Source organism: Streptomyces sp. CLCI03 (genome assembly GCF_053615355.1).
Genome location: NZ_CM132132.1, coordinates 2196613 through 2212875 on the forward strand (window position 1 = coordinate 2196613; position 16263 = coordinate 2212875).

At 73.3% G+C, this 16263-nt stretch carries 19 protein-coding genes; 9 read left to right on the forward strand and 10 right to left on the reverse strand.

Annotated features, from left to right (window positions below; all coding sequences use genetic code 11):
• Window positions 1–2 precede the first annotated feature (2 nt).
• The gene (locus tag ACWG52_RS09960; protein WP_389809703.1) at window positions 3–1286 is read right to left on the reverse strand and encodes an MFS transporter; all 1284 of its coding nucleotides are present in this window, start codon (window positions 1284–1286) and stop codon (window positions 3–5) included.
• Between the two features lie 160 nt (window positions 1287–1446).
• Between ACWG52_RS09960 and ACWG52_RS09965 the strand changes: the two genes are divergently transcribed.
• Genes ACWG52_RS09965 through ACWG52_RS09990 form a run of 6 tightly spaced genes read left to right on the forward strand, consistent with a single transcriptional unit; the run spans window position 1447 to window position 7226 of the window.
• Window positions 1447–2481: an ABC transporter substrate-binding protein gene (locus tag ACWG52_RS09965; protein ID WP_389809706.1), complete on the forward strand. Its 1035-nt coding sequence runs from the start codon at window positions 1447–1449 to the stop codon at window positions 2479–2481.
• Window positions 2471–3580 (forward strand): FecCD family ABC transporter permease, encoded by a 1110-nt coding sequence (locus ACWG52_RS09970; protein ID WP_389809709.1) that lies wholly within the window; start codon window positions 2471–2473, stop codon window positions 3578–3580. Before ACWG52_RS09965 ends, ACWG52_RS09970 begins: the two co-directional genes overlap by 11 nt.
• The gene (locus tag ACWG52_RS09975) at window positions 3577–4443 is read left to right on the forward strand and encodes an ABC transporter ATP-binding protein (RefSeq protein WP_389809711.1); all 867 of its coding nucleotides are present in this window, start codon (window positions 3577–3579) and stop codon (window positions 4441–4443) included. Before ACWG52_RS09970 ends, ACWG52_RS09975 begins: the two co-directional genes overlap by 4 nt.
• A complete protein-coding gene (locus ACWG52_RS09980; protein WP_389809714.1) occupies window positions 4440–5273 on the forward strand; it encodes a Rossmann-like domain-containing protein in 834 nt (277 codons plus the stop codon). Before ACWG52_RS09975 ends, ACWG52_RS09980 begins: the two co-directional genes overlap by 4 nt.
• On the forward strand, window positions 5270–6292 hold the full coding sequence (locus tag ACWG52_RS09985; RefSeq protein ID WP_389809717.1) for a GHMP family kinase ATP-binding protein: 1023 nt from the start codon (window positions 5270–5272) through the stop codon (window positions 6290–6292). The genes ACWG52_RS09980 and ACWG52_RS09985 overlap by 4 nt, the downstream gene beginning before the upstream one ends.
• Window positions 6213–7226, forward strand: a complete 1014-nt coding sequence (locus ACWG52_RS09990) for a pyridoxal-phosphate dependent enzyme (RefSeq protein ID WP_389809720.1) — start codon at window positions 6213–6215, stop codon at window positions 7224–7226. Before ACWG52_RS09985 ends, ACWG52_RS09990 begins: the two co-directional genes overlap by 80 nt.
• Window positions 7227–7327: 101 nt before the next feature.
• Here ACWG52_RS09990 and ACWG52_RS09995 read toward each other — a convergent pair whose 3' ends face one another.
• Complete coding sequence (locus tag ACWG52_RS09995; protein WP_390139748.1) at window positions 7328–8317, reverse strand: GlxA family transcriptional regulator; 990 nt, start codon at window positions 8315–8317, stop codon at window positions 7328–7330.
• 259 nt (window positions 8318–8576) lie between these two features.
• Between ACWG52_RS09995 and ACWG52_RS10000 the strand changes: the two genes are divergently transcribed.
• Both ACWG52_RS10000 and ACWG52_RS10005 read left to right on the forward strand, forming a co-directional pair.
• Window positions 8577–9056 carry a hypothetical protein gene (locus ACWG52_RS10000; RefSeq protein WP_389809725.1) on the forward strand — a complete coding sequence of 160 codons (480 nt, stop codon included), beginning with the start codon at window positions 8577–8579 and terminating at the stop codon, window positions 9054–9056.
• 1 nt (window position 9057) lies between these two features.
• A complete protein-coding gene (locus tag ACWG52_RS10005; RefSeq protein WP_389809728.1) occupies window positions 9058–9333 on the forward strand; it encodes a DUF3817 domain-containing protein in 276 nt (91 codons plus the stop codon).
• A gap of 9 nt (window positions 9334–9342) precedes the next feature.
• On the opposite strand, the gene ACWG52_RS10010 is transcribed toward ACWG52_RS10005, so the two are convergent.
• The 5 genes from ACWG52_RS10010 to ACWG52_RS10030 all read right to left on the reverse strand — a co-directional run bounded on the left by ACWG52_RS10010 (window position 9343) and on the right by ACWG52_RS10030 (window position 13193).
• A complete protein-coding gene (locus tag ACWG52_RS10010; protein WP_389809731.1) occupies window positions 9343–10482 on the reverse strand; it encodes a M20 family metallopeptidase in 1140 nt (379 codons plus the stop codon).
• A gap of 67 nt (window positions 10483–10549) precedes the next feature.
• On the reverse strand, window positions 10550–12031 hold the full coding sequence (locus ACWG52_RS10015; RefSeq protein ID WP_390139744.1) for a UDP-N-acetylmuramoyl-L-alanyl-D-glutamate--2,6-diaminopimelate ligase: 1482 nt from the start codon (window positions 12029–12031) through the stop codon (window positions 10550–10552).
• Between the two features lie 119 nt (window positions 12032–12150).
• Window positions 12151–12303 carry a hypothetical protein gene (locus tag ACWG52_RS10020; RefSeq protein ID WP_161293150.1) on the reverse strand — a complete coding sequence of 51 codons (153 nt, stop codon included), beginning with the start codon at window positions 12301–12303 and terminating at the stop codon, window positions 12151–12153.
• Between the two features lie 166 nt (window positions 12304–12469).
• Window positions 12470–12799: a hypothetical protein gene (locus tag ACWG52_RS10025; protein ID WP_453128494.1), complete on the reverse strand. Its 330-nt coding sequence runs from the start codon at window positions 12797–12799 to the stop codon at window positions 12470–12472.
• A 61-nt stretch (window positions 12800–12860) separates the two neighbouring features.
• A complete protein-coding gene (locus ACWG52_RS10030) occupies window positions 12861–13193 on the reverse strand; it encodes a hypothetical protein (RefSeq protein ID WP_389809740.1) in 333 nt (110 codons plus the stop codon).
• 187 nt (window positions 13194–13380) lie between these two features.
• Between ACWG52_RS10030 and ACWG52_RS10035 the strand changes: the two genes are divergently transcribed.
• Complete coding sequence (locus ACWG52_RS10035; RefSeq protein ID WP_389809743.1) at window positions 13381–13653, forward strand: hypothetical protein; 273 nt, start codon at window positions 13381–13383, stop codon at window positions 13651–13653.
• Window positions 13654–13705: 52 nt separating this feature from the next.
• Here the strand turns inward: ACWG52_RS10035 and ACWG52_RS10040 are convergent, their stop codons facing one another.
• The 3 genes from ACWG52_RS10040 to ACWG52_RS10050 all read right to left on the reverse strand — a co-directional run bounded on the left by ACWG52_RS10040 (window position 13706) and on the right by ACWG52_RS10050 (window position 16226).
• On the reverse strand, window positions 13706–14356 hold the full coding sequence (locus ACWG52_RS10040; RefSeq protein ID WP_389809745.1) for a thymidine kinase: 651 nt from the start codon (window positions 14354–14356) through the stop codon (window positions 13706–13708).
• A gap of 68 nt (window positions 14357–14424) precedes the next feature.
• Window positions 14425–15627 carry an alkaline phosphatase family protein gene (locus ACWG52_RS10045; protein ID WP_389809748.1) on the reverse strand — a complete coding sequence of 401 codons (1203 nt, stop codon included), beginning with the start codon at window positions 15625–15627 and terminating at the stop codon, window positions 14425–14427.
• Window positions 15627–16226, reverse strand: a complete 600-nt coding sequence (locus ACWG52_RS10050; RefSeq protein ID WP_030713230.1) for a DUF5998 family protein — start codon at window positions 16224–16226, stop codon at window positions 15627–15629. Before ACWG52_RS10050 ends, ACWG52_RS10045 begins: the two co-directional genes overlap by 1 nt.
• Window positions 16227–16263 lie beyond the last annotated feature (37 nt).

A 16263-nucleotide genomic window follows, 5' to 3' on the forward strand; every position in this document is an offset into this window, starting at 1 on the left:
ACTCAGTGCGCCCTCGGCCCCGGGGGCCGCCCGAAGTGCCGGGCGGTGGGCGCGAGGGCGGCCGCGGCGGGTACCAGGAAGCAGACCGCGGCACACACGGCGAGGACCGGGGTGACGCCGAAGACTCCGATGGCCGGGGCGATGAGGGCGAGGCCCACCGGGGCGAGGCCGTAGGACAGGAGGAAGTCCAGCGAGGAGACGCGGGCGAGCTTGTCCGGGGCGACCTCGCGCTGGGTGGCCGTGAACCAGGGCACGTTGAACAGCTCGATCCCGACGCCCGCCACGACGTAGGCGGCGATCACCACGGCGGGGTGGACCGGCAGCATCAGGCTCAGCGGTGCGAAACCGTAGAGGGCGAGGCCGGCGAAGGCGCTCCAGCCCTGGGAGCGGGGCCGCCGGCGGGCGGTGACCAGCGCCCCGCCGAGTGCGCCCACGGTGTACGCGGTCATGGCCGCGGCCATGACCCAGCCGGTGCCGTAGCGGTCGCGGCTGATGAGGGGCAGGGCGACGCCGGTGGCGGAGTAGCCGAGCGCGATCACGGCGGTCAGGGCGCCGAGGCCGGCGAGGAACCAGGGGTGGCGGCGGGCCTCGCGTATGCCGTCGACGAACTCGGCACGCAGGGAGGCGCGCGGGGCCGGGGCCGTCGACCCGGCGACCGATCCGGCGACCGATCCGGCGGTCGGGGCGCCGCGGCCCGGCAGGAGGGCGGCGACCAGCCAGAGCAGGCCGATGCCCAGCAGCAGCGTTCCCACGTCGACGAACGCCGCGAGCAGGGCCGTCAGGGTGGGGCCCGCCAAGGTGGAGGTCCGAACCGCCATGGTCATGGCGGCATTGGCCTGTTGCCGGTGGTCGGCGGCGACGACCTCGGCGGTGAGCGCCTGGAAGGCGGGGCGGCAGGCTCCCTGGCCCGCGCCCGCGAGGGCCGCGGCCAGGGTCATCACCAGCAGGGAGCGGCCGAGTCCGAGGGCGAGCAGCGGGGCCGCGGCCGCGGCCGCGAGGGCGGACCAGAGCACGACGGCCCGGCGCGAGTGGCGGTCGGCCAGCACCCCGCCGACGGCGACGGCGACGAGGAAGCCGGCGGTGCGGGCCGCGAGGACCAGCCCCAGGCCGGCCGCGCCGAGTTCGCGGTGCAGGACGGCGAGGCCCAGGACGAAGGGCAGCGCCCAGGTCGCGAGCCCGGACGCGGTGGTTCCGGCCCACAGGCGCAGGAACGCGGTGTCGCGCAGGACGGAACGGGCGGGCGGTGGACCGGTCTCGGTCGTCGCGGGCACGGGTGTGGTCGCCACGGTGGGGTGCTCCTCATTCGTCGGCAGGTGCCGGGGCGCGGTTCGGCGAACCTCGACCCGGGGGTGTTAATGAAAACGATAACCATTACAGTACCCTTCGAGCGCGGCACTCCTGCCCGGTGCTCGACCACACCCACGCACGTCCCAGACCGGAGAACCCATGCGCCACCGCGCCCGGATCGGCATCCCCCTCGCCTGCGCCCTCACCCTGGCCCTCGCCACCACCGGCTGCTCGACCCCCACCGACGACCACGCACCGAGGGGCGAACCCGCCGCCCGGGCGGCGGCCTTCGACAGTTGTGGGCGACAGCTCACCTTCGACCGACCCCCGCGACGCACCGTCGCCCTGGACCAGACCTCGACCGAGACCCTGCTGGAACTGGGGCTCCAGGACCGGATGGCCGGAACGGCCAACCTCAAGACGCGGATCCCCGCGCGGTACCAGGAGGCCTACGCCAAGGTCCCGGTCATCGCCCCCAAGATCGCCACCGGTGAGCAACTGCGCTCGGCCACGCCCGACTTCGTGGTGGCGGGCTCCGCCGACCTCTACACGAAGGACCGCGCCGGCACCCGTGAGGAACTGGCCGCCCTGGGGGTCCCCACCTTCGTCAGCGCGGTGGACTGCCCGCAGCACGGCGAGTCCGGAAAGCCCCCCTTCGAACTGCTCTTCTCCGACTACGAGCGGCTCGGCAAGGCCTTCGGCGTCGAGGAACGGGCCGGGCGGCTCGCCCAGGAACAGCGGGCCGCCGTCGCCGAGGCGGGCGAGAAGGCCCGTGGGGCCACCACCCGGGACGGACGGCAGCCCACCGTCGTCCACCTCTACTCGGTCTTCAACGGGATGCCCTACGTGGCGGGCGGGACCGGCCTGCCCGGTGAGATGAGCCGGATCGTCGGGGCGAAGAACGTCTTCGACGACGTGGCCGAGGACTGGCCGGAGGTCTCCTGGGAGGAAGTCGCGCGGCGCGACCCGGACTTCATCGTGATCGGCGACCTGAGCGAGCGCGGCCGGCCCGGCGACAGCGCCGCCGAGAAGCGCGCCGCGATGGCCGGGGACCCGATGGTCTCCCAGCTGGCGGCGGTCCGCGAGAACAGGATCGTCGAGGTTCCGGGGATCGAACTGGACCCCTCCGTACGCTCCGTGCACGCCCTGGGGCTGCTGGCGGCGGGGATGAAGGACCTCGGCTATGTCCGCTGACCCGGGGGCGGTGGACCTGCTGCTTCCCGCCGCCCGCGCGTTGCCGGTGCGCACGGCACCCGCCAGGTCCCCTCGGTCCGGAGGGCCGGCCCGGGCGGGGCTGTTCCTCGCCGGGGTGCTCGTCCTGGTCGCCTCGGTGGCGGCGGGGACCCGTATCGGCAGCGCCGAGGTGGGATGGAGCGACCTCGGCCGGGTGCTCGGGGCCCGGCTGGGCCTGGCCGTGGAACCGCTGCCGCCGCTGCTGGACTCGCTCGTCTGGGACCTGCGGCTGCCGCGGGTGCTGATGGCGGCGCTGGTCGGCGCCTCGCTCGCGGTGTGCGGCACCGTGCTGCAGGCCGTCACGCGCAACGCGCTGGCCGACCCGTACCTGCTCGGCGTGTCCTCCGGTGCCTCGGCCGGGGCCGTCGTCGTGGCCGTCCTGCCGCTGTCCGGGGCGGCCGCCGGAACCCTCGGGATCACCGGCGGCGCCCTCGTCGGCGCCCTGCTCTCCTTCGGCCTGCTGCTGGCGCTGCTGTACCGGACGGGCCTGGACTCCGGGCGCATCGTCCTGACCGGTGTGGTCGTCGGGCAGCTCTTCACGGCCCTGACCTCGCTCGTCCTGATGGCCTCGGCCGACGCCGACACCACGCGGGCCCTCACCCACTGGCTGCTGGGCTCGATGGCCCCGGCCCGCTGGGACGCCGTCGTGGTCTGCGCGATCGTCACCCCGCTCGGGCTGGTGATCGCCCGGCTGTGCGCGAACGCCCTCGACGGCCTCGCGTTCGGCGCGGACACCGCCGCCTCGCTGGGGATCGGCGTACGGCGCACCCGGATGCTGCTGCTGGTGGTGACGGCCGTGCTGACCTCGGTGGCGGTGGCCACCGTCGGCGCCATCGGGTTCGTCGGGCTGATCGTCCCGCACGGAGTACGCCTGCTGGCCGGTCCGCTGCACCGGGTGCTGCTCCCCCACGCGGCGCTCGCGGGCGCGGTGTTCCTCGTGTGGACCGACGCCCTGGCGCGGGTCGCCTTCGCACCGCGTGAGATCCCGGTCGGCGTGATCACCGCGCTGCTCGGCGTGCCGCTCTTCCTCCTCGTCCTGCGCAGGAGGGGTGAGTTGTGAGGATCACCGCCGAAGGACTGAGCTGGTCGGTCTCGGGCGCTCCCGTCGTCCGTGGGGTCGACCTGGACATCGCGCCGGGCGAGACGGTCGGGCTGCTCGGCCCCAACGGCTCGGGCAAGTCCTCGCTGCTGCGCTGCCTGGCCGGCCTGCGCGTGCCCGACGCGGGCACGGTGCGCTACGACGGCCTCTCGATCCGGGACTGGAGCGCCCGCCGGATCGCCCGCCGGATCGCCTTCGTCGAGCAGGACTCCGGATTCGACACCGACCTGCGCGTCGCCGACGTCGTGGGGCTGGGGCGGACCCCCTTCCGCGACCGGTGGCACGGCCCGGACGCCACCGACCGGGCGGTCGTCGCCGCCGCGCTGGACCGGGTCGGCCTGGGCGCGCTCGCCGGGCGCTCCTGGAAGGGCCTGTCGGGCGGCGAACGACAGCGCGCCCACATCGCCCGCGCGTTCGCCCAGCAGCCCTACGGCCTGCTCCTCGACGAACCCACCAACCACCTGGACGTCAAACACCAGTGGGAACTCATGGAACTGCTCGCCGGCACCGGGCAGACGGTCCTGGTCGCCCTGCACGACCTCACCCTGGCCGCCCGCCACTGCGACCGGCTGCTGCTCATGCACCAGGGCCGGCTGGTCGCCTCCGGCGCGCCCGCCGCCGTCCTCACGGCCGAGCGCCTCGCGCGGTTCTTCGAGGTCGACGCCGAACTGACCACCGACGGCCTGGGCCGGACCGCCGTCTCCTACCGGGGCCCCCTCCACGCCACCACGCACCCACCCGTACCCGTACCCGCGCCAGCACCCGCACCCGCACCCCCATCCGCACCCGCACCCGCACCCGCACTTCGACAAGGAACGTCATGACCAACCTCCCGACCACCGCGCCCGCACCGACCGTCGACGCCCTGATCACGTCCGTCCTGGCCGGTGCGCACGGCCCGTCGCCCAGCGAATTCGTGGCGACCAGCGTGTTCTGGATCCACCACGGCACCCGACTGGCCGGCGGCGACACCACCTACCTCAACCAGTACGTCCTGGTCCGCCTCGGCGGCGCCTTCGGCGGCTGCGCCTTCGAGGCCGGCGAGATCGACCCGGCGATCTGCCGCGACGCCTCGGGCACCCGGCTCGACGTCCTGCTGCGCGAGGCCCCGCGCCCGCTACGGATCGCCGCCCTCGACGCGTACCTGGCCGGGCAACTCCCGCACCGCGACGCCGGAGCCGAGCCGGTCGTCCTCCCCGCCGGCACCCCCGAGGTACGCGCCCGGGCCCGGGACGCGGCCGTCGCCGGGCTGCTGGACGTCGCCGCGGGCGCCCGGGTCGGCCTCATCGGGGTGGTGAACCCGCTGGTCGCGGCGATCCGCGAGCGGGGCGGCGTACCGCTGCCGTGCGACTTCAACCTCGAAGCCACCCAGTGGGGCGATCCCGTCACCACCGACATGCACGCGGTGCTGGAGCAGGCCGACGCCGTGGTCGCCACCGGCATGACCCTCGGCAACGGCTCCTTCGACACCGTCCTCGCCCGCTGCCGTGCCCGGGGCGTCCCGCTGGTCGTCTACGCGCAGAGCGGCAGCGCGGTGGCCCGGGCCTTCCTCGGCTCCGGGGTGACCGCCCTGTCCGCCGAGCCCTTCCCCTTCTCCCAGTTCAGCGCCGACCCGACGACCCTGTACCGCTACCGCACGGCGGGGCGGCCGTGAGCCTGCCCCCCGACCACCGCGGCACCGGGCACGCCGCCTGCCATCACGGCGAGATCCTCCAGGGCGTCTTCCTCGACGCCACCGGGCGCCGGTGCGCCGGCCTCGTCACCCTGCCGATGACCGGCATGGGCAGCCGGGCCGAGTTCACCCGATGTCCCGACACCCCGCCGGAGCGGCTCACCGTCCGGCCGGGCGGCCGTACGAAGGCCGCCCGGGCCGCGGCCCTCGCCGTCGAGGAATGCGCGCGGCTGCGCCGGGAGCCGCCCTGCGGAGGGGAGTTGCGGATCACCGGCGACATCCCGGTGGGCCTCGGCATGGGCAGCTCCACCAGCGATGTCATAGCCGTCGTCCGCGCGGTCGCGGACGCCTACGGGGTGCGGTTGGCGCCCGGCACCGTCGCCCGGCTGGCGGTGCGCGCCGAACGGGCCTGCGACCCGCTGATGCTCGACGCCCGCCCGGTGCTCTTCGCCCAGCGCGAGGGGCGGGTGCTGGAGGTCCTCGGCCCCTGCCTGCCGCCGCTGGTCGTCGTGGGCTGCACCCTGGGCGGGGGAGCGCCCGTGGACACCCTCGCCCTGCCGGTCCCCACGTACGACGGGAGGGAGGTACGCGCCTTCGAGCGGCTGCGCGCCCTGCTGCGGCGGGCCGTGGCCACGGGTGACGCGGCCCTGCTCGGCCAGGTCGCGAGCGCCAGCGCCCGGCAGGGTCAACAGCTGCTGCGGCACCCGGAGTTCGACACCCTCACCGATATCGGACGGCGGCTCGGGACACTGGGGGTCCAGATCGCGCACAGCGGCGCGGTGGCCGGCCTGCTCCTCGACCCGGCCGCCCCGGGCCTGCGCGACCGGATCCGTGGCTGCGTACGGGCCCTGGACAGCAACGGCATCGCCGCGACCCGCGTCTTCACGACCTTCCCTTCCCTCCCGACCAAGGAGTTCCCGAGTGGACCAGCACATCGCGGAGGCCATCGGCCGGCCCGACCTGATACGCCTCGACGACCGGCTCGTCTGCCTGCGCTTTGAGACCATGAAGGTCGTCTCGGCCCTCGCCGCGGTCCGTCATCTGCTCGACACGGGGGCGGTGCGGCGCGGGGACACCTTGCTGGACAGCTCCAGCGGGATCTACGCGTACGCCCTCGCGCTGGCCTGCCACCGGCACGGCATGCGCTGTCACATCGTCGGGTCGACGACCGTCGACGGCACGCTGTGCGCCCAACTGGCCGTGCTCGGGGCGACGCTGGAGCGGATGGAGCCCTGCGACGACCTGAAGCTGGACCAGAAGCGGCGGGTCGCGCGCATCCACGAGATCCTCGCGGAGCACCCGGAGTACCACTGGATGCGGCAGTACCACGACGACATCCACTACCTGGGCTACCGGGCGGTGGCGGAGCGGATCCGGCGGGCGACGGGCGGGGACGGGGGCGGCCTGACCCTGGTCGGCGGCGTCGGATCGGGCGCCTCCACCGGAGCCCTCGCCCGCTATCTGCGGGAGGACTCCCCCGATGTCGAACTCGTCGGCGTGCAGCCCTTCGGCAGTGTCACCTTCGGCGCCGAGCACGTCGCCGATCCCGAGATCATCATCGCCGGGATCGGCAGTTCCATCCCGTTCGGGAACGTCGACCACGCGTCGTACGACACGCTGCACTGGATCTCCTTCGACGCCGCCCTGGCCGGCAGCGTGGACCTGCTCCGCAGGCACGCGGTGTTCGCCGGCCTGTCCACCGGGGCAGGCTACCTCGCCGCCCGGTGGGAACGCTCCCGGGCCCCGGAACGCACGGTGGTGTTCATCGCCGCCGACACCGGCCACCGGTACGTGGACGGCGTGTACGCCCGCCACCGTGAGGCGGTCGCCGTCGACTCCCTGGCCCCGCACCGGATCACGGACCGGGCCGAACTCGCCCTCCCCTGGTCACGAATGCGCTGGAACCGGGCCTCGGGCGTAGGGCCGCCGCGGTGACACCCGGGAAGGCCGGCGGAGCACCCTGCTCCGCCGGCCTTCCGGCTCTGTCCGCCCGTACGCCGCCGGGGGCCACTCGGTGTCGTGGGCGGCCCGCCGGGTCAGGGCCGCTGTGGCACCGTTCGCGTGGAATTCCGTGCAGTCCGATCCTTCACCTGAAACGTGCGTCGGTAGGCGTGCGGGCTGGTTCCGGTGAGTCGCTTGAAGCGCTCCCGGAATGCCGTGGGGGAACCGAAGCCGACCTGCGCAGCGATCCGTTCGACGGGGTGCGCGGTGGTCTCCAGCAGATACTGCGCCTGTCGGACCCGGGCCCGGTGCAGCCACTGCAGTGGCGAAGTGCCGGTCTGTTCGCGAAAGCGCCGGTTGAGGGTCCGCACGCTCATGCCGCCGTGGGCGGCGACCTCGTCGAGCGTGAGGTCGCGGCGGGCGTTGTCCTCCATCCACCGCATGAGCGGCTCCAGCACCGATCCCCGCGGGGCCGGCGGCTGGTCGTGGACGATGAACTGTGCCTGCCCGCCGTCGCGTTCCAGCGGCATGACGGACAGCCGGGCGGCGTCCGCGGCCACCGCAGAGCCGAGGTCACGCCGGATCATGTGCAGGCACAGGTCCAGCCCGGCGGCGGCGCCGGCCGAGGTGAGCAGCTGTCCGTTGTCGACGTAGAGCACCTCCGGGTCCACCTCGACGGCGGGGTGGAGCGCGGCGAGCAACCCGGCGGCCGACCAGTGGGTGGTGACGCGCAGGCCGTCCAGGAGTCCGGTGGCGGCCAGGACGAAGGCCCCCACACAGATGGAGGCGATCCGGGTCCCCCGGGCGGCGGCCTGGCGCAGCGCGTCGAGGACCTCCTCGGGTACCGGTGCCGCGGGGTCGGCCACACCGGGCAGGACGATCGTGTCCGCCTCGGCCAGCTCCGCCAGCGGCCACGGCGCGCGCAGTACGAACGCCCCGGCGTCGACCTCCTCGGCCGGCGCGCAGACACGGACCCGGTAGGCCGGACGGCCGTCGGGGAGACGGGTCCGCGCGAACACCTCGATCGGGGTGGACAGGTCGAACGGAATCACGCCGTCCAGGGCGAGCACGGCCACGGTATGCATGGCCCGACCTTAGCCGGGCGCGGTCCGGGCCTCACGCCGGAATTTCGACACCGGCACCGGTTCCAGCAGGTCACAGCCGTTCGACCGCCACAGATCGCGGTTGGCCACAATCCGTTGATGGCCGGCATTCCAGCCACTTCCGCCGATCGCGTACCCGCACCTAGCGTCGGTGTCCACGGCGCCCCTCCGATCGGCCGTCCGATCGGCCGTCCGATCGACCTTCCGGCGCCCGCCCGCTCCCGACCACCTGGATCACCCCGTGACGAAATTCCTGCTCGCCGTCCATGTCCTGGCGGCGGTCATCACCATCGGCCCGGTCACCGTCGCCGCGAGCATGTTCCCCCCGACGGCCCGCCGCGCCCTGGCCGCCCCCGGCGACGCGGCGGCCCGCGCCGAGGCCCGTACGCTGCACCGCATCTGCCGGGTCTACGCCGTGATCGCGGTCGTGGTACCGGTGTTCGGGCTGGCGACCGCCCACAGCCTCGACGTGCTGAGCAGCCCCTGGCTGCTCACCTCGATCGCGCTGACCGCGGCGGCCGCGGCCGTGCTGGGCATCCTGGTACTCCCCCGTCAGGCAACGACGTTGACCGTCCTCGACGGCACCCTCGATCCGCGGGAGGCCGCGACCACCCGGCGGACAGTGGGGCAACTGAGCATGCACACCGGACTGTTCAACCTGCTGTGGGCGACGGTGACCGTCCTGATGATCGTCCGCCCCGGATCCACCACAGGAGCCTGACATGCACCGACCCGGCCCCCTCCTACGGACCGCCGCTCTCCTGGAACTCGGCACCATGGTCGTCCTGTTGGGCAACCTCGGAACGTTTCACCTGCGCGCCGTCGCCTCGGCCGTCGGCCCCCTGCACGGCTGCGCCTACCTGATCGTCCTGATCGCCACCGTCCGTGAACCGCAAGCGGACCGGATGACCGTCGCGCTGTCGGCCGTCCCCGGCGTCGGCGGCCTCCTCGCCCGGCGCCGCCTCACGGCGCCCCGCCCGACGGTCAGTCGCACATGACGGAACGGCTCAGCGGCCGGTTCCGCCGTCGCGGATCGCGTTCACCAGTCCGGTGACGAGCTGCGCCCGCTCCGCCATCGCGTCGACCAGCAGGTACTCGTGGTCGGCGTGGGCGCCACCGCCGACCGCTCCCAGGCCGTCGAGCGTCGGCACCCCCAGCGCGCCGGTGAAATTGCCGTCGCTGCCGCCGCCGACGGCCTTGCCCTCGATGCCCGGCAGCAGTCGCCGCGCGATCTCGAACAACTCGGCCGACGCCGACTCGGGCATCGGGGGCCGGCCCACGGCACCGCGGACCACGATCTCCGCCTCGTCCAGATGCGGGGCCAGTGCCGCCATCGCCGACTCGACGCGCTCCTTCTCCCGGACCGACTCGACCCGGACGTCGACCAGCACCGTCGCCTCCGCCGGAACGACGTTGTCCGAGGTTCCCGCCGACGCCACGGTCGGCGTGACCGTCGTCCCGATCTCCGGCCGGCCCAGCGCCACGATGTCCAGCACCTGGTGGGCCGCCTCGACCAACGCGTTCACCCCGGCCTCCGGCTCCAGCCCCGCGTGCGCCGCCCGACCCTTGATGACCACCTCGAACGTGCCGCACCCCTTACGGCCCGTCTTGAGGCCGCCACCCTCGGCCGCGCCCTCGAACACCAGCACCGCGCCGCAGGCACGGGCCCGCTCCTCGATCAGGGCCCGGGAGGAACCGGAACCGACCTCCTCGTCGGCGGTCACCAGAACCTCCACGCCCGACAGGTCGTCCAGCGCCGCCAGGCCGTGAACCGCCTGGACCAGACCGCCGAGCATGTCGAAGACACCGGGGCCGGTCGCGCGCCCGCCCTCCACGCGGAAGGGGCGGCGCGCCAGCGTCCCCAGGGGGAAGACGGTGTCGTGGTGACCGAGGATCAGCACCCGGGGCTCGCCTCCGCCCGACCAGTGCACGTGCGGCCCGGCCTGGCTCTCCACCAGGACGGCCCGCCCACCCAGCCGGCCCTCGATGACCTCGGCCACGACGCGGGCCGAGGCGTTCAGCGCGTCGAGGTCGCGCGACGGGGACTCGACCTCGACGAGCGCGCGCAAGTCTTCGAGCATCGCGTCGACACGCACAGCAGTGCTCCGGTACACCTTCATGCCCTTCATGCCCTTCATGCCCTTCATGCCCTCACGATACGGGGCGTGCCCGGCGGGCCTTGGAATCGCGGCAGCCCCGTGCCGCGTGGACGGCCTAGGGCTGGGCCAGTTCGCGCACGGTGGCCATGTCGCTGAAGGGGAGCAGCTCCTCGCCGACGATCTGGTGCGGCTCGCTGCCCTTGCCGGCGATCAGGACCGTGTCGTCGGGGCCGGCCTCGGACAGCGCGAAGGCGATCGCCCGGCGGCGGTCGGCGTGGCGCCGGAAGGGGGTGTCGGTCTCCGTGAGTCCGTGGGAGACCTGGTCCAGGATGGCCTCGGGGTCCTCGTTGCGGGGATTGTCCGAGGTCAGGACGCAGAGGTCGGAATGGGTCCCGGCGATCCGGCCCATCTCGGCGCGTTTGGTGGTGTCGCGGTCCCCGCCGCAGCCGAAGACCGTGATCACCCGGCCGCGGGCGAAGCCCCGGATGGTGATCAGGACCTTCTCCAGGGAGTCCGGCGAGTGGGCGTAGTCCACGATCACGGAGGTGCCGAGCGGGGTCCGGAAGCGTTCCAGCCGGCCCGGGACCGGAGGCATCAGGTCGAGCGCCTCGACCAGGGGGCCCAGTTCGTGCCCCAGCACGTGGCAGGCCGCCACCGTGGCCAGCGCGTTGGCCACCGAGAACCGGCCGGGGGCGGGGATCGAGGCCGGGTAGGCGCGTCCGGCGTGGTGGAGGGTGAACCGCGTACCCGAGGCACTCACCACGAGGTCGGTGGCACGGTAGTCGGCCGGGCGGTCCAGGGCGTACGTGGTCACCGCGCCCGGCATCATCGACACGATGGACGCGCCCACCGGATCGTCGGCGTTGACCACCGCACGCCGACACAGGCCCTGGAAGAGCCGCAGCTTGGCGTCCCGGTAGTCCGCCATCGTCCCGTGGTCGTCCAGATGGTCCTGCGTGAGGTTGGTGAAGACCCCGACGTCGATGAACGTACGGTCCACCCGGTGCGTCAGCAGCGCCATCGAGGTGGCCTCCAGCACGACGCCGGCGGCCCCGCGGTCGCGCATGTACCCCAGCAGGTACTGCAGGTCGGGGGATTCGGGCGTGGTCAGCACCGAGGGCGGCATGGGGATCGGCTCGTCGCCGATCCTGCTGCCGGCGGTTCCGATCACCCCCACCCTGGAGCCCTCGGCGATCCGCAGGACGGACTCGACCATGTACGAGACGGAGGTCTTCCCGTTGGTGCCGGTGATCGCCACCATGTCCATCTGTTTCCCGGGCTCGCCGAAGTAGCGGGAGGTCACCACCGCCGCGGCCGTCCGCGTGTCGGGGACCCGGACGACGCAGGTGCCCGGGGGCCAAACCGCGGCCGGCAGGGCGGGCTCACTGCCGTCGACCAGGACGGCGGCGGCGCCCCGGGCCAGGGCGGGCGGGACGGAGGCCGGACCGCCCTCCCGGTGTCCGGGTACGGCGATGAAGAGCGAGCCCGGCATCACCCGGTCGGCGTCGAAGGTGGTTCCCGCGGTGATCAGCGTCGTGTCCGGATCACCCTGGAGGACGTGGTGCTCCTGCCCGGCCAGCAATTCGCTCAGCTTCACAATGATCCCTTCGAGGGGGCTCGGGCCCGGGCGTGCGGCCGTAGCCAGGCGGCAGCGCCGGCGGCATGCCGGGAAGCTGCTGTGGTGATGTGGAGCGGAGGGGCCGGAGGCGCGAAGCGCTAGCCGTGGCCGTGCAGGGCCGTACGGCGCGTCTTGGGCGCTACGGCGAGGACCTCGTCGGCCGGGTCGACGACGGTCGCGGTCCCGGCGGTCGGGCGCATCCCGAAGGCGGCCTGCTGCAGGCACTGCCTCGAGGAACGTGTGCGACCCATGGGCCGAGTGTACGGCCCACCCGAGGGCCCGAAGTCCGGGTCGCACGGGCCGGCCGTCGTCGTGGTGCAGGCCGATCCGGTCAGGGCGTAGCCGCCCCTCCGCTCGGCCGCACCCGATCTCCGCTCCCGCGGATCGATGTCATGCCGCGGGAGACCCGTATCCGGCTCAGGGCACCGCGAACCAGCAGACGTCACCGGACTCGGGCAATCGGGAATGCGGCTCGACCTCCGCGGCGATCCGGGTCAGGGCCTCGGCTTTGTCCGCGTTCCACGGCAGGAACGGCTCGCTTGTCGACTCCGTCAGATCGCCCGCTCGCGCTCCGGCGTCATACAGATCGCCGACGATCCGCAGGAGCAGCCCCAGCTGCACCTCGAAGGAGGCGCCGCGTCCGAGCAGACCGCCCACCGATCCGCTGACGACGGAGAACCCGAGCCAGTCGTCGTGCGCGTACCGGATCAGATAATCGAGCTCTCGGCGATACGCTTCCTGGCTCACGGCCGCTCCATCGGATCCACCGAACGGGCGACTGCCGGCCCTCGGCCCGGGGGCGGGGCGGTCAGGCCGTCGTCCAGCGCTGCACTGTCTCGTGGTCGTGGGTGAGCCATGTGCCGTCACCGAGCGGCACGGCCGCAACTCCCGAAACGTGAGGGTAGTCGAGTTCGGCGACAGGCTCGAGTGTGCGTGCATCGAGGAGAAGGTGGGTGCCTTCCTCTGCCCACTGTTCCTCGCCCGTCACGACCAGGATCCGGTCGCTGTCGACGAAGCCCGGGGTGTATCCGACGAAGACCCACTCGTCGGGCAGTACGTTGCGGGCTTCGATAATGACGTCGCCGGCGCCGTCCTGCGTGCGGCAGAGGTATCCGCCGCCGACGTCCTGGCTGATCAGCACCCCGTCCTCACCGAGTCCGACGTAGGGTTCCTGGGCGGTGCCCGCCGCACGGATGTCAAGCCCGCCGGCCGTCCATGGCCCCGAACGCGTCGGCGATACCGGGCAAGGACTCGTGGGCGAGCAGCCGTACGGGGACTTGGGGGTAATTCATGTGCTCGTCCAGTTCGTGTCCGGGGTGTGGCAACCAGTGGCCGTAGCGGTACTCCGACAGACGGGTGCGGTCCACGACGAGTGGGAGCACCCCCTGCAGGGAGAGGTCGCCGATCCCGACCTGGAGGTGTGCTTCACCCAGGGCGAGGAGGGGCACTTCCGTCAGGCCGCCGTCGTCTTCTTGTCGCCCCGCGAACTCAGCGAGCAGTGCGGTCAGTCCCTCGGCCCGGAGTTCACCACGGGCCTGGCCTTCCGCATAGGGGCCGGCGCAGAGGCCGTCGGCGCCCGGACGCCCTGCTGGGGCGGCTGACCTGCGGCGAAAGGCGGCAGAACCATCCCGGAAGGGACCACGGGACGGGTGGTCAGGCGTGGTTGACCGGGAGGACGTCCGGGGAGAGGGCGCCGGCCTGGGCCGCGGCCGACGTCATGCGGCGGCGGTGATGGCGGCGGCACAGGACCTCGTAGCCGATCTCCTCCGCCGGGCGGTTCACGTCGCCGACGACCACTTGGGCGCCCTCGACCACCATCTCCCCGCCCACCGTACGGGCGTTGTGCGTCGCGCGCGCCCCGCACCAGCACAGGGCCTCGACCTGGAGCTGCTCCAGCCGGTCCGCCAGCTCGATCAGCCGCTGCGAGCCGGGGAACAGCTTCGTACGGAAGTCGGTCGTGATGCCGAAGGCGAAGACGTCCATGTCGAGGTCGTCGACGATGCGCGCGAGCTGGTCGATCTGCTCGGGCTCCAGGAACTGCGCCTCGTCCACGATCACGTAGTCGGCCTTGCCCCCCTGCGAGAGCTGAGCCACCAGGTACGCGTACAGGTCCATGCCCTCCGGCGCCTCGATCGCCTCCGTCACCAGGCCGAGCCGGGAGGAGAGCTTGCCCTCACCCGCCCGGTCGTCCCGCGTGAAGATCACGCCCTGCAGCCCCCGCGCATCGCGGTTGTGCGCGATCTGGAGCGCCAACGTGCTCTTTCCGCAGTCCATCGTTCCGGAGAAGAACACCAGCTCGGGCATGGGAAGTACGGACCTTTCGGGTCGTGGGCAGGTGGTGGGGCGGGGGCGTACGGGGTGTCGGGCGAGGGTCAGGTGCGGATCTCGAGCAGCGGGACGAGCTGCTCCGCCGCGGTCATGGAGCCGTGCATTCCGGTGAGGGCGGATTCGTTCGGCTCGTTGCGCGAGGCGGTGATCGCGACATCGGCCTGAGCGGCCGCCACCACGTCGCCGATGCGCCCGAGCACCCGCTCGTCGCACTCCCCCGGCGCGCCGAACCAGCCCAGTTCCAGGGCCTCTTCGCGGCTCGCGACCCAGAACCGGTCGCCGAGCACCTCGCGCCACACGGTCAGTACGTCGGCCTGCGCGCCCGGCACCGCGTACACGTGCCGGGCCCGTCCCTCGCCGCCCAGCAGGGCGACGCCGGCGCCGAGCTCCCAGTCCTCGTCGAAGTCGATCCGGGATTCCTCGTCGAAGGGGACGTCGACCATGCCGTGGTCCGCGGTCACGTACAGGGCGGTGCGCGGCGGCAGCTGCTCGGCGAGCCGCTGGACGAGCCGGTCCACGTACATCAGCTGGCCGCGCCAGGCGTCGGAGTCCACGCCGTGCCGGTGGCCGGCCCCGTCGAGCTCGCTGTAGTACGTGTAGACCAGCGAGCGGTCGCCGGCCGAGAGGCGCTCGGCCGCCAGGTCCATCCGCTCCTCGCCGGTCATCCGGCCGAGGAAGGTGCCGCCGCTCAGCGCGACCTTGGTGAGCGGGGTGGTCTGGAAGGCGGGCGAGGACACCTGGGCGGTCGCCACCCCGGCCTTGTCGGCCTGCTGGAATACGGTCGGATACGGCTGCCAGGGCTTCGGCGAGGTCCACGGGTGCCAGCGGAGCTGGTTCATCAGTTCCCCGGTGGCGGGGTTGCGGACGGCGTAGCCGGGCAGGCCGTGGCGGGCGGGCGGCAGGCCGGTGCCCACGGAGGCGAGCGAGGTGGCGGTGGTCGCCGGGAAGCCCGCGGTGATCGGGCGGCCGGTGCCGCCGCGCGAGCTGCCGAGCAGGGAGGTGAGGTACGGGGCCTCGTCCGGGTGGGCCTTGATCTGCTCCCAGCCCATGCCGTCGACCAGGAACACGCAGTTCCGGTCGGCCGGGGTCAGCTCGGGGATCGCGGCGGTGAAACCGGGGACGCCCTGGCCGGCCACGAGCGTGGGGAGGAGGTCGGCGAGCGACCCGGCGCCGTACTCCGGGACGGGGGCGCCCGCCAGGTCCAGCAGCTCCGGCTCGGGCCACTCCTGTGCCGCGGAGTACGCCATCAGCGGGCGGGGGTGGCGGACGTGGCTGCTGTTGCCTCACTGAGTGCCTGCGCGAAGACCAGGGTCTGGCGCACCGCCTCCGGGCCGTCGCCCGCCTCGCTGACCCGCAGGCTGAGGTCGTCGGCGGTGGAGTTGCCGGTGTAGCCGTGGTCGGAGTCGCAGTTCGGGTCGCCGCAGGCGGCCGGCTCCAGGTCGATCCGGGAGACCGCGCCCCAGCCGATGGTCAGGACGACCTCGCGGGGCAGGGTGCCGGGGGTGTAGGACTCCGGGTTGGCGACGACGCGGCTGAGCACCACGGAGGAGATGCTGGACAGCTTGACCGACTCGGTGGAGGTGGTCGCGTACGGGGAGGGGGACCCGGCGTCGGCGGCCTGCTCGTCGGTGTGACTGACGATGAAGCGGTTGCCCGTCAGGACCAGCACGGTGACGTGCCGGCGCACCTCGTTGGAGTCGAAGGTCGTCTCCTGGTGGACCAGGTACGACGAAATCGGCTCGCCGCCCACCGCGGCCTCCACGGCCTCGGCCACGAGGGCCGGGTAGTAGCCGCTGCGCTCGATCGCCGTGCGCAGCCCCTGGGTCGTCGTACCGGATTTCGCCATGAGGTCCATCCTAAGGCCCGTACGGGGCCCTCAGGCC